At 29.8% G+C, this 13,012-nt stretch carries 12 protein-coding genes and 1 pseudogene; all 13 read right to left on the bottom strand.

The genetic code is table 11. The annotated features are described in order from the left end of the window. Nucleotides 1-6 precede the first annotated feature (6 nt). On the bottom strand, nt 7-360 hold the full coding sequence (locus tag ACKGJI_RS05630; protein ID WP_458701600.1) for a DUF5615 family PIN-like protein: 354 nt from the start codon (nt 358-360) through the stop codon (nt 7-9). Continuing rightward, complete coding sequence (locus ACKGJI_RS05625; RefSeq protein ID WP_458701599.1) at nt 360-596, bottom strand: DUF433 domain-containing protein; 237 nt, start codon at nt 594-596, stop codon at nt 360-362. The genes ACKGJI_RS05630 and ACKGJI_RS05625 overlap by 1 nt, the downstream gene beginning before the upstream one ends. Nucleotides 597-640: 44 nt before the next feature. Further along, on the bottom strand, nt 641-4,450 hold the full coding sequence (locus tag ACKGJI_RS05620) for a LamG domain-containing protein (protein ID WP_458701598.1): 3,810 nt from the start codon (nt 4,448-4,450) through the stop codon (nt 641-643). A 72-nt stretch (nt 4,451-4,522) separates the two neighbouring features. Beyond that, on the bottom strand, nt 4,523-4,882 hold the full coding sequence (locus ACKGJI_RS05615) for a CZB domain-containing protein (protein WP_458701703.1): 360 nt from the start codon (nt 4,880-4,882) through the stop codon (nt 4,523-4,525). Between the two features lie 90 nt (nt 4,883-4,972). Further along, a pseudogene (locus ACKGJI_RS05610) lies at nt 4,973-5,338 on the bottom strand (methyl-accepting chemotaxis protein); the annotation flags it as partial. A gap of 613 nt (nt 5,339-5,951) precedes the next feature. Next, nucleotides 5,952-6,494: a PAS domain-containing protein gene (locus tag ACKGJI_RS05605; protein WP_458701597.1), complete on the bottom strand. Its 543-nt coding sequence runs from the start codon at nt 6,492-6,494 to the stop codon at nt 5,952-5,954. Beyond that, nucleotides 6,491-7,267, bottom strand: coding sequence for a GGDEF domain-containing protein (locus tag ACKGJI_RS05600; protein ID WP_458701596.1), 777 nt, complete (start codon nt 7,265-7,267; stop codon nt 6,491-6,493). The genes ACKGJI_RS05605 and ACKGJI_RS05600 overlap by 4 nt, the downstream gene beginning before the upstream one ends. 3 nt (nt 7,268-7,270) lie before the next feature. After that, nucleotides 7,271-9,076, bottom strand: coding sequence for a diguanylate cyclase (locus ACKGJI_RS05595; protein ID WP_458701595.1), 1,806 nt, complete (start codon nt 9,074-9,076; stop codon nt 7,271-7,273). A 30-nt stretch (nt 9,077-9,106) separates the two neighbouring features. Next, complete coding sequence (locus ACKGJI_RS05590) at nt 9,107-9,961, bottom strand: TIGR01777 family oxidoreductase (protein ID WP_458701593.1); 855 nt, start codon at nt 9,959-9,961, stop codon at nt 9,107-9,109. A 35-nt stretch (nt 9,962-9,996) separates the two neighbouring features. Continuing rightward, complete coding sequence (locus tag ACKGJI_RS05585; RefSeq protein ID WP_458701591.1) at nt 9,997-10,575, bottom strand: CDP-alcohol phosphatidyltransferase family protein; 579 nt, start codon at nt 10,573-10,575, stop codon at nt 9,997-9,999. Beyond that, nucleotides 10,572-11,567, bottom strand: coding sequence for an ABC transporter ATP-binding protein (locus ACKGJI_RS05580; protein WP_458701590.1), 996 nt, complete (start codon nt 11,565-11,567; stop codon nt 10,572-10,574). Before ACKGJI_RS05580 ends, ACKGJI_RS05585 begins: the two co-directional genes overlap by 4 nt. Further along, complete coding sequence (locus tag ACKGJI_RS05575; protein ID WP_458701589.1) at nt 11,545-12,261, bottom strand: ABC transporter permease; 717 nt, start codon at nt 12,259-12,261, stop codon at nt 11,545-11,547. The genes ACKGJI_RS05580 and ACKGJI_RS05575 overlap by 23 nt, the downstream gene beginning before the upstream one ends. Beyond that, nucleotides 12,258-12,980: a hypothetical protein gene (locus tag ACKGJI_RS05570; protein ID WP_458701588.1), complete on the bottom strand. Its 723-nt coding sequence runs from the start codon at nt 12,978-12,980 to the stop codon at nt 12,258-12,260. Before ACKGJI_RS05570 ends, ACKGJI_RS05575 begins: the two co-directional genes overlap by 4 nt. Nucleotides 12,981-13,012: the final 32 nt, after the last annotated feature.

Here is a 13,012-nt window from a genome sequence, read left to right as displayed (position 1 = left end):
ATACTTTTACACCCTAACAATAATCTTGTTGTTTGTTATTTCAATCAATCTTGCATTTTCTATATGCTTTATAATCTCTTCTATATTTTTACTAAATATTTCTAATAATTCTTTATTTGATATATTACCAACTGCTATATAAATCAATTTATATGGTTTATCTGATATAAGTAATGACTCAACAAAATCTAAGTCTTTACTTATAACTACTCTACTTTGTTTAATTGATATATCATTGATTTGAGAGTCTTTTGTTCTGTTTTTATCTGGTAAATCCAAGGTATGTAAAGAATCGTACCCCTTCCAATTTAAAAATTCAGATATTTTTTTGGGAAGTTGAGCGTCTAGTAAAAATTTCATTATGCTACATTAAACTCATAAATTGATTTTACTTCAGTTAACTTAGCAGCATACGATAAACAAGCCAATATATCTTCTTTTTCTAAGTCTTCGTAATCTTCTAATATCTCTTCTGTACTCATACCGCTACTTAGAAGTTGAAGTATCATCTCAACAGGATACCTAAGCCCCCTTATGGTAGGTTTACCATGACATATATCACTATCAACTGTAATTCTTTTTAATAATGTATCCATAATAAACCCCTTTCAATACCTATTTAAACATTATTATATCATATCTATCTAAATACTTTTACACCTTTTTTGGTTTTAGTTGCATTATACTCTCGCCCTATAGTTGTACCATTAAAATCACCACTATGTATATTATGTGTTTCAGATTTACCAATATAATCATATCTAAAGCAAGGATGATGGGCACAATCATCTGATATGTTGTAATCATTATACTTACTATACCAAAGATAAGTTGGTACATCTACATGTATATAAGCATTTGAAACTTCACTTGGATTGCTTATTTTAAAGTTCAATATTCCATTAGAATAATTTGTATTTGAAATATTTAAATTAGCATCATTTGAATTAGAAAAAGTCTTGCTTGCATTAAAATCAGTTTCATTAATTGTTTGATTATTATCATCTTTCATAACATACCAATTTAGGCTTACTTGATGAAAACCATTTACATAGCTATCTTTATTTGTATCATAAACTTCTACATGTAAGGAGTGATTTACATCTTTCTTGTTAGTGCTTATGTCTTTTGTTTTTACTCGTCCGTAATAAAATTTACTTCTATTATTATCTGGTAAAAGTCCTGCATTTATAACATTAGTATCAACTTGGTAGCTTGTATTTACATCTATAACATTTATCTCAAGTGGACTTTTTTCATCATTAAATTTTCTGTAAACATTTAGAGCATATATAATTTTTGTACTATTTCCATCTGTAAAATTTTGCTCATTTATAGTATCTGATAGATTAAAATTGTTTAGGCTTTTATCATGAGCATATATAGAAGCATTGTTAATATATTTATAATAACTTACATTACCATCACTACTTGTTGCATTTAAATCTATAACTACATTTAAAGGTTGTGCATAACAGTTTTTATCAAATTTATGTGTCACATTGCCATCTTTGTTTTGTGCTTGTACTTGAAAAAATACACTTATATTTGAATCTTTCACATCAGACATGTAACGCCAATCCTGATTTGGGTTTCTTGTAAAACTATAGTTTACGATAGAAAATTGATACGGTTTTACAGTTATAGTTGTGTTATAATCTTGGATTAATCTGTCAGAATTATTAGTATCGTCAGCATCAACTTTGGCAAATTCGCTTCCATTTATCTCTTTTAAATATAATTTTACATATCCAACATCACTGTAGCTTGTATCAAATGAGATATTCCCATCACTAAACTTAAATGGATTTGGAAGATTACTTAAAGTTCCACTAATACATGTGGCATTTGAGTCATTTTTTTCAAAAACAAATGAAGTAGAATTTGTTTCATTATAATCAAAACTGTTTGTACCACTAAAGGATGTAGCATTTAAATCTACATGAAAAGGTACTCCTGCATAAAAAGAAGTGGTATTTATATCTATGTTAAACCTAAGAGGGCGGATTGCAAAGTTATCCGTTGATTTTGTACTATTATCTTCACTGTTAAGCGGACAATTTTCATCAACATTTCTTTTCCATGCAATAGAAACTCTTGTATCTTTTATGGCTTTATTGATATTAAAACTTGCATTTGAAGTGTTCTGATCTATAAAAAGCAGTTTAGTAATGTTGTTATCCACTTTAACACAGACTGTTCCGTTAAACTCTTGATATTTGCTACTGTTTATATCCAGAGAAGCAATAGTGAGATTAAAATCTTTATTTACAATTTTAGTGGATATATTTCTATCATTTATGTCTCTAAATGTATCCCATGCATCAAAGACACCACCACACATAGGTGCACTTCTACCATTTCCTATGTCATAGTATAAATTTCTAATACTATTAGCCCCAAGCTCCCCGTTCCAAATCTTAAGCTCATCAATTTTTCCTTTAAAACGATATCCATTGTTTCCTCTAGTTCCTCCTATTCTTGCTGTTGATGAAACTATGGCATGGCTTATATTTTCAGAAGAGTTTTGTTGTGAGAGTGTTTGATTTACTCCATCTATATAGAGTTTGTTTTGAGTGTAATCACCATTATTAAAAACTGCTGTTATATGATGCCATCCATTTTTCAAAGATGCATTGTTTGAAATTCCATATATATCAGAGTTAAAGGTGTTAAATCCAAACTTACCACCTTGCAACCATAAATCATATAGTCCCCAGCCAAATGGCATAACATTATTTGTACCATCCCAATACATCCAAAAAGCTACTGTTGTTTTAGCATTTGTTGCAGTTGAAACATTTAGATTATCTATATCTATTGCTCCTCCACTAAATTCTCCACCATTGTATATCTTTCCATCTTTTGTGATTTGTATTGAGCCTGTTATGGTTCCACTATTATCTGTACCATCAGTACTAATATCCTTAACCTCTTTTGTTGTTCCATTCCAATGGCATTCATCCATTTGGTAGTTTGCTATGGGGGTTTCACATGTGTAGCAAGTTCTATCTGCTCCGTCCCAATTATGCTTGGATTGTTCGTTATTGTAAATTGATTGTATTTGTGAATCAGACAGAGTTTTATCAAAGATTTTTACTTCATCTATATCTCCACTAAAATATCTTGCACTTGCACTTGGGTTTTGTTCAAATCCTATTTGTAAATTTTGTGTTGATGTATTTGTTATATTTGAAAGAGTCTGTGTTGCACCATCTTGTACTCCATCAACATAAAATTTTAAAGTTGTACCGTCAACCGTAATCCCAACTTGATGCCATGAGCCATCATTTACTACTGTGCCATCACTTATTTTCCATCCTCCAGAACCATTCCATAGAGCAAGCTTTCCTCCGCTATTTGGACCTATCGCAAAAACATATCCATGCCAAGGACTACTAGGGTCTGTTTTTGATAAAATTGTTCCTGATTCTTTTGTAGTTTTTACCCAAGCCATAAATGTATAATTATTAGTAACCTGCAATAAAGAATTATCCGGTATCTTAACATAATTTTTATTGTCAAACTTTCCAACATGGCAAATTCCACCACCGGCTGTTACATTCGACTCTGTTGATGCACCATTTTGAGAAGTACCGTTTAAATTATTGTAGCTACTATCAATCACATCGCCACTATGTCCATCCCAAAAGCATGAATCCATACGATAATCTGCGACAGGGTCTATACATGTATTCTCTCTTGTTGTTCCATCATAGTTATTATTATTTACTTCATTATTGTATATACTTTGAATAGTTGATGCCCCAAGCTCCCCGTTCCAAATCTTAAGCTCATCAATTTTTCCTTTAAAACGATATCCATTGTTTCCTCTAGTTCCTCCTATTCTTGCTGTTGATGAAACTATGGCATGGCTTATATTTTCAGAAGAGTTTTGTTGTGAGAGTGTTTGATTTACTCCATCTATATAGAGTTTGTTTTGAGTGTAATCACCATTATTAAAAACTGCTGTTATATGATGCCATCCATTTTTCAAAGATGCATTGTTTGAAATTCCATATATATCAGAGTTAAAGGTGTTAAATCCAAACTTACCACCTTGCAACCATAAATCATATAGTCCCCAGCCAAATGGCATAACATTATTTGTACCATCCCAATACATCCAAAAAGCTACTGTTGTTTTAGCATTTGTTGCAGTTGAAACATTTAGATTATCTATATCTATTGCTCCTCCACTAAATTCTCCACCATTGTATATCTTTCCATCTTTTGTGATTTGTATTGAGCCTGTTATGGTTCCACTATTATCTGTACCATCAGTACTAATATCCTTAACCTCTTTTGTTGTTCCATTCCAATGGCATTCATCCATTTGGTAGTTTGCTATGGGGGTTTCAATGGCAAAAAGCTCTACTTGTAATGTAACGAAAAAAATAAAAAAATAAATTATAAATGTATATTTTTTAGTCAAATCAAATTGCCACATTATATTTTATTCTACAAGTTTTAAAAAATCCATAAACTAAATCTTCAAGCTTCTTTACAAACATACTTCTAATTACGTCCCTTCAACTTCATCAACAAACTTATCCATCAAAGCAAAGAGTTTATTACTTGCTTCTTCTGCTTCACTAAATCTTTTTATAATTTTTTCTTTATCTTCATTACTGATGTTATCTCCACAATTTTTTGAAAAAGTTAAATTTTCATTTACTTTATCATGTATGTCTTTATGGTATTTTTCCATCTCTTTAAATGTTTTATTATTTCTAAATTTTTCAACTTCTTCGCCATAATACCACTTTCCAAAATAACAATTTTTATAATCTTTAAATAGTTTATCTGAAACATTTCCTTTTACTACTGCTGAATATGCATTTGATTTGAAAACAATATGATTTATCTTAAATCTATCCATAAACATTGCAAAACTACTCTTGTCTGATATATTTTTGACAAGTGTTAAGTCATTGTTTAACATTTCCATAGTATTTATGAAGTTTTGCATAGTTTCGCTTGATTTTTCTGAAATTATTCGCATATTTTCAGCATTTGATTGTATGTTTGTTGCTTGTTGCTGAAGGGTATTTATAGTTATTGAGATTTCATTTGTCGCTTTTTGAGTTCTCTCAGCCAAATTTCTTACTTCATCAGCCACAACAGCAAATCCACGACCATGTTCTCCAGCACGCGCAGCTTCGATTGCAGCATTTAAAGCCAATAAATTTGTCTGATCTGCTATATCATTTATCAGTGAAACTACTGAACTTATATCTTTTGAATTTTGAGTAAGCCCATCGATAGATTCAGAGGTTTGAGAAACAAGTTGTGTTAAGTTTAATACTTCTTTGTTTGCTTTTTTTGACTCAATCATAGTTGTATTTGAAACTTCAGAAACTTCATCTGTTTTTAAAGATGAAATTTTAATTGTATTTTCTAATTCTTCAAGATTTGATGTTAAAAGATTTAAACTTCCTTTAAATCCTCCATTTATTTTTGAAAACTCGTTAGACATAACTCCCATCATTTGATATTTTGCATTTGCTTTTAGTGCATTTATAGCTTTTTCTATCGCTTTTGAACTATACTTAAACTCTCCATGAAGCCCACTTGAAAAAATAGTTCTATTAAAATCACCACTACTTACAGCTTGTATAGTGTATCTGCTTTCTCTTAGAATGACTTCCATCTGATCAAGAGCATTATTTAGATGCCATGCTATACTTTCCATCCTATTTGAGTTACTACTTAGTTTAACTCTATTTGTTAGTTTGCCCTCTTCCATATCTTTTAGGATTGATTCTATTTGATCTAAAACTTCATCGTTAGATTTATCGTTGCTTTTAGCTGGTATAAATATAGCTACTATAGATAAAACAAGTGTGATTGAAGCAACTATATACTCAGATATATAAAACATATAAAGTGAACTCAAAATTGCAACACAAAAAAGAGCTATTACATGTAAACTTTTTAAACTTTTCATCTTAAGCTCCCTTTTGAAGATTCATAACAAGTGCATTGTATGTTGTTTTGTTTTGCTCTAAAAAGTCATTCAGTAGTTTTCCTGAAGCTTCCATGCCGCCTTTTCTTTCAGCATCTACTAAAAGCTTGTAAACTGGCTCTATCTGTTCTATCGCACTTCTTGGTGGTGTTCTTCTAAAAGAGCTGTATCCTATGATGTTGCCTCTACTATCATAATCAGCTGTGATATAAGCAAACACCCAGTAAAATCCGCCATCTTTTTTTAAGTTTTTAACAAAACCAAAAAACTCTTTTCCATTTTGTATCAAATCCCACGCTAATTTAAATGCAATACGAGGCATATGAGGATGACGTATGAGGTTATGATTTGCACCCATTATCTCTTGGGGCGTATATCCACTCATCTCTATAAATATCTCATTTGCATATGTTATAAAACCTTTTGTATCAGTTTTTGAAACAATAAAATCATCAGCACCCATAACTTTTTCATCATTAGTTATGTTTTTTGGTGCATCTAATTTACTTAACCTTTTTTGACTCATTCCACCCTCCTATTACCCTCTTTGTAAGCATACATCTTCTTATCTGCTTCACTTAAAATGCTTTCTAGTGTATCACCCTGTTTAAATGGACATAATCCATATGCAAATGTTGCTTTTAGTTCAATATCTTCTGATTTAAATTTTGTATGCCTAAAGTGTTCATAGCATTGGTGCATTTTTTCTTCTACTTGTTCATTTCCTTCAGTGAAAAAAAGTATAAATTCATCTCCACCATATCTTACTACATTTGGAGTCATCTCAAGTAATTTAAGTGCTAAATATTTTATGACTTTATCACCTACCATATGGCCATAATCATCATTGATTCTTTTTAGTCTATTCAAATCTACAAATACAAAGACTCCATCTTTTGAAAAGGAGGCTTTATCTTCTTGTAGATATTTATCTTCAAACCACTCTCTGTTATAACACTTTGTTAGGCTATCTTTATACACAAGTTTTTGTAGTTTTTCTATCTCTTCTTGAAGTCTTTTGGTTTCATCTAAAACTTCTTTTAGTTTTTCTTCATTTTTATCTTCCATCGCTTCTATTGCTTCTTGTGTATATTGAGATAGAGATATGATATGTCTTACTATCTTTTCATCTAACATCTCTTTGTGTAAAAGTTGTTCTGGAGATAAATCAATATTGTGTTTTTTAGCTATGGCTTTATAAACTTTTCCATAATATGCTGGAAAAACAATCTCATGCTTATTTACTACATTTTTAACTTCATTTGTAATTTTTACATGTAGCTCTTTGTAATCCTTCATAACTCAACTCTTTATCTCTTTAAATACGACTATTCTATTTCGTCCACTATTTTTTGCCTCATATAGTGCAATATCGGCATTTTTTATGACTTGCCAAACACTTTGTGGACTATCTTTCTTAAATGAAATTCCAGAACTCAAAGTTTTATTTATACTATCTTCTCCAACATTAAAGTTAGTTTTTTCAAATGTATCTTTTATCTTTTGTATAGTATTTTTTGCTTCATTTACATTTGGCATAAAGATAAGAAATTCTTCTCCACCAAATCTAAAAGCAATATCATCTTTTTGTATAATTTTTCTAAAGATATCACTAAGCCCTTTTAAAATTTTATCTCCTGCATCATGCCCATAAGTATCGTTAACCTTTTTAAAATAATCAATATCTATCATAGCAACTGCATAATCTTCATAATCATTTATATCATCTTCCATAAAAATATCTAAATACTTTCTATTGAAAAGTTTTGTAAGGCCATCTATCATATTTGATTGCTGAAGGATTTCTGTTAGGATTTTACTTTGTAAAACTGGTCTGGCTGATTCAAGATAATTTTTGATGTAACCTATCGCTTTTTTATTCTCTGCTAATTCGTCTTTGCTTTTTGGTTTGATATTTAAAACCAAAGATATATTATCATCTATCGGATAGTTTATACAAAGATACTCTTTAGTACTACTACATGATTGACAAATATTTTCAAAATCATCACTCATGACTATCGAGTTTGTTCTATATGCTCTACATCTTTGAGATGTTTTTTCATCTGCAATTTTACAAAATTTCTCAGGAGTATCATCATAGACAAGTACCCTTTTATCATTTTTTATATCAACTTCATATAAAGATAAATCATCTACATGTAATTGCTCTTTAAAGATTTTTATTAATCTATTGTAAATTACATCTTTTGAGACATCTTGCTCAATTGTTCTTTTAAATTTGTAAATTTTTGCAATATCTTCAATAACTGCTTGAGATTTTTCAAGAGGATCATTAAACTTTTCTCTTCTATCTGCCACAAATAAAGAAATATTATCTTCTATCGAGCCAATTGTCTTTTTAAGCTTAAATAAAAGTGTGTTTAGCCACTTAGCAACTTCTGTTGAATCATCCTGTCCTTTTATTTCTATATGAGACGAGTAATCTCCATAATTTGCTTTTTTAAGTGAATCTCTAATATAAGTTAAAGCTTTTGTGTATGGATAAAGAAGTCTATCTGTAATATAAATAAATATTAAGATAAATATCAAAGTTGTACCTGTGATTTTTAACAGAGTTAAAATAGATTCATTTCTAGCACCTTCTATATCAAAAATCATACTAATTCCACCAAGTGCTTCACCCTCTTTTGCGTTAGTATGACAAGATAAACAATTAAGCTCACCCTTTGAAGTTGCTACGTATGGAATCGTTACTCTAAGAGTTGGACGAGTGAGTATTTCATCTATAATTTTTTGAGTTTGTATCGTACTGAGTGCTTTTTTATCTATCTCATCTCTTAAAAGCTCATTTCTTAAACCTTTTCCATACTCTTTTACAACACTATCGGATCTAAATACCCAAAGTTTAAGTGCTCCTGAAGATTCTTTTACATTATCTAAGAAAAAAGCCCTTTGGGTCATTGTACCACTTACCATGTGAGCAGTTAATCCATCTTTGACCAAAGAAGCAATTGTTTCAGCTTTTTCTATCTCTCTATCTTTTGAAAACTCTTTAAAATTGAGCGTGACTATTATCACTACTACTAGTGAAAATATAAGCATCATACTAGCTATGATTACTAAAATTTTCTTACTACCACTCACTTAAATCCTTTTAATTAGGTTTTCTTACTATTATTTCAAAATATCCCTTAAAGCTTCATATAAGTTATTGAATTTAAATTTATAATCCATCTTTTCTAATCTTTTTGAAACAACAAATGAGCCTTTTAGTAAATTCTCAGCCCCCTCAGCATACTTTAGTTTTAAAAATACTTCAGGTGCATTTAAAAAAACGGGTCTTGATAAAACTTTGCCAAAAATTTTCATAAACGTCTTGTTGCTAACACTTTCAGGAGCTACCAAATTATACACTCCACTCATATTTTCATCTCTAATCGCTAATTTAAAAACATTTATAACATCATCTACATGTACCCAAGAAAATGGCTGATTTCCATCTCCCGCTACTGCTCCTAAACCTATCTTAAAAAGTACTTTTAACTCATCAACAATTCCACCATCTTTTCCTAAAACAACGCCCAACCTGAACACTACACATCTAACACCAAATTTCTCTACCTTTTTTGCCTCACTTTCCCAATCTTTTGCCAAAAGTGCCAGATAATTTGTACCAAATTCTGTTGAGTTTTCATCATGAACTAAATTTTCTTTGTATATTCCAATCGCAGAAGGAGAGATAAAAACTTTTGGTTTTTCTTGTAGTTTTTCAATAACTCTAATAAGCTTTTTTGTAGTATCAATCCTACTTACATAAAGCTCATGCTTATAAGCCTCATCCCATTTTTTTAAAATCGGAGCACCACTTAGATTTATAACAACATCACACTTATAAAGTGCTCTATATAGAGCTTCTTCATCTAAAAAATGCTCTCTTCCAATCCTAACAACTTCATGTCCATCATTTACAAATTCTCTTGAAAGATTTTTTCCTACAAAACCACTAATACCGCAAATCGCAATTCGCATTAAATTTTACCTTTTTTTATTATGATTATAGCATACTACTTTAAAATACTAAGTGCCTCTTTTAGCCTTTGCCCAACAGTTAGCAAAATCAAAAAAGCAAATAGATAAGCTATATAAGTTGAAAAATCTGCAAACATAATCATCAAAGAAAACAGTATAAATCCTTCCGTTCGCTCGATTAGTCCTGCTTGATAGTAAAATGCTTTTTTACTCTCTTTTTGACTCATGGCTCCAACTGATAAAAAAAGTGTCATGGAAAGTATGATTGTACAACTCAAAACCAAAAGAGATTCACTACTAGCAGTACCAATAAAAGCAAATATATAAGAAATCTCAACTATACGATCAAAAAATATATCAAGTAAAGCTCCTTTTTGTGAGCTTTGATTGCTTAGTCTTGCTAACTCACCATCTAAAACATCCATAAAACCACTTAACCAAAGCAAAATCAAACTTGTTATGTGAAGTCCCACATAAAAATAAATGGCGCCTACAACACCTATAAAAAGAGAAAAAACCGTTACATGTAAAGGCTTTACATGTAGAGATAAAAGAAGCTTTGCAATAGCTAAAAAAAGCTTACTAAAATATCCTCTTGCATATGTATCAATCAAACCAAATCCTTCAAAAAAACAAGCTTAGAAATATCGATATTGATTATCACAAAATGTCCAACTGTTTCATTGGAGTAAAATATGAGATTGTTTTCTAGCTTTATTTTCCATCTTCCATCTATAAATTTTGACTCAATTACACTTGTTAAAATCCCCTTGTTATCAACTTTTATGGCATTAAAAGGCACTATCATGCAAACTTCTTTGCAATCACTTTGTTCTACATATAAAAATAAATCTTCATTTTTAAAATAACCATTTTTAATATTTCCATAAAGCATATTTTCTAGATTGAAAAATTTAGCACATTTGATTGAGTTAGGATTTTCATATATCTCTTTTGGGGAGCCTGTTTGAATGATTTTACCATCTTCTAAAAGTATCATTTCATCAAAAAGCTCAAATGCATCTTCTTTATCGTGAGTTACCATGATGGCCGTAATATTGTGTTTTTTTACAAGTGATTTTAAAAATTCTCTCATTCTTACTTTAAGCGAAGTATCTAAGTTTGAAAATGGCTCATCTAGGATTAGAAGTTTTGGTTTTAATATCAAAGCCATACTTAGTGCAACTCTTTGTTTTTCTCCACCACTTAAATTGGCAATATCACTAAATTTTAACTCAATTGCCTCGCAATCATTCAAAGCTTCATCTATAAGTTGTGAGTAATTTTCTTTTTTAATTCCTTTTGCTTTTAAAATATACTCCAAATTTTCTTTTACACTTAAACCTTCAAATAAAAGTGAATTTTGAAAAACATAAGCTATATCTTTTTTATTTGGCGCAAGATTTGTTACATCTTGTCCATCTAAAATGATTTTTCCATCCTTTAGACTTTCTAAACCACATATGGAGTTTAAAAAAGTACTTTTTCCAGCTCCAGATTTACCAAGAACACCAAAAAAGGATCCCTTTTTAATCTCTAGGGAGTCTATATCTAAGCAAAAATCACCTTGCTTTACATGTAGATTAGTTATTTTTAGATATGACATTTCTTAGCCTATAAAAAATATAAATCGCAAATGCACTATTTGCAATGAAAACAAGAGCATAAGTATTTGCACTTTTTAAATCTGCACTTTTTAGATATGGGATTATTTGAAGCATTAAAGTGCTAAAACTAGGACTGCTTAGCATAAGTGAGAGAATGTACTGGCTCATTGAAATTGTAATGCCCAAGATAAATGCTACTAAAAAAACACTCTTCATAAAAGGCAGATAAAACATGACAAAACCTTTTAAAAAATTTGTAGCATAGAGTTTTGAAGCATAAATAGCACTTTTTGGTACAAAAGAAAAACCTAAAACCATCAAAGCTAGTGTATAAGGAAAGATGATTATCATATGAGCAAAACTTACAATACCAAAGCCATTTTCAAAACCAAAAAAATCAGATAAATTACTAAGCATGATTGAAATCAAAAAGGGAGGAAGTATCGAGATTAACATCAAAATTGATATTACAAAATACTTATAATAACCATCTTTATAGACAAATACATATGCACTAGGAAGCGCAAAAACAAACGATAAAAGCACAGAAATCACAGCTAGTAAAAAGGAGTTACATGTAAACTCAAAAAGTTTATACAAATCTATACTTGAAAAACCAATAAAAAATATGTAAATTAGTGGTATAAAGTTTAAAATCACAACCATGGTCAATAATCTTTTTATACTTCTCAAAATACTCTTCTTTTTGTAGTATTATAGCTTAAATAAAAAAGAGGAATAAAAAAAAGAGTTATTCCAAAAAAAAGCATTGAGCTAGCATATGCTTGATTTATAGAATTTAAACTGTATGTGTGTAAGGTTTCATTTACATAAACTGCTGGCATTTTATCGATGTTTGAACCTAATATTGAAGGTATTTCATAAGCGTTAAACACAAAAGAAAAAACAATAAATAAAGCTATAAAAATAACTTTTAAATTTCTTCTCATCAAAATATACCAAAAAAAATCAAATGATTTTGAAGAGTAAATTTTATGTAGTTTTATCTCGTTTTTAGATATTTTTAATAAATTTGGAAAAGAAACAAGTATCAAAAAAGGCACTACTTTATAAGCATAAGCTATGACTAAAGACAGAGTTGAGCCTACTAAAAAAGGCATAAATTCTTTAAGGTAACCAACTGGGAAAAACATCAAAAACATTAAAAATGCACAAAAAGAGTAAGGTATGAGAACTGGGAAAGTTGTAAAAAGAAACCAAGCTTTTAAATCTTGCTTGTATTTAAAGCTCAATAAAAAAAGCATATAATAAATCAACAAAAACAAAACTACACTAAAAACTATAACGAGTAAAGAAACTTCAAGTCCATAAAATAGAGATTTTAAAAATTCTTTAGTGCTAATTAATTCTAAAAATATATTTTCATTTGCACCAATAGTTTTTTGAAACATCAGATAAAAGCTCAAAATAAAGAGTATATTTA

This window comes from Sulfurospirillum sp. 1307 (assembly GCF_054408545.1).
Note: the sequence above shows the minus strand (reverse complement) of the source record. Positions and strands in the feature narration are given on the sequence as shown.

Coding starts and splice junctions, on each gene's coding strand:
- ACKGJI_RS05605 (WP_458701597.1), bottom strand. CDS start 6,494: ATGAGTCAAAAAAGGTTAAGTAAATTAGATGCACCAAAAAACATAACT.
- ACKGJI_RS05625 (WP_458701599.1), bottom strand. CDS start 596: ATGGATACATTATTAAAAAGAATTACAGTTGATAGTGATATATGTCAT.
- ACKGJI_RS05590 (WP_458701593.1), bottom strand. CDS start 9,961: ATGCGAATTGCGATTTGCGGTATTAGTGGTTTTGTAGGAAAAAATCTT.
- ACKGJI_RS05600 (WP_458701596.1), bottom strand. CDS start 7,267: ATGAAGGATTACAAAGAGCTACATGTAAAAATTACAAATGAAGTTAAA.
- ACKGJI_RS05615 (WP_458701703.1), bottom strand. CDS start 4,882: ATGGATAGATTTAAGATAAATCATATTGTTTTCAAATCAAATGCATAT.
- ACKGJI_RS05630 (WP_458701600.1), bottom strand. CDS start 360: ATGAAATTTTTACTAGACGCTCAACTTCCCAAAAAAATATCTGAATTT.
- ACKGJI_RS05570 (WP_458701588.1), bottom strand. CDS start 12,980: ATGTTTCAAAAAACTATTGGTGCAAATGAAAATATATTTTTAGAATTA.
- ACKGJI_RS05620 (WP_458701598.1), bottom strand. CDS start 4,450: ATGTGGCAATTTGATTTGACTAAAAAATATACATTTATAATTTATTTT.
- ACKGJI_RS05580 (WP_458701590.1), bottom strand. CDS start 11,567: ATGTCATATCTAAAAATAACTAATCTACATGTAAAGCAAGGTGATTTT.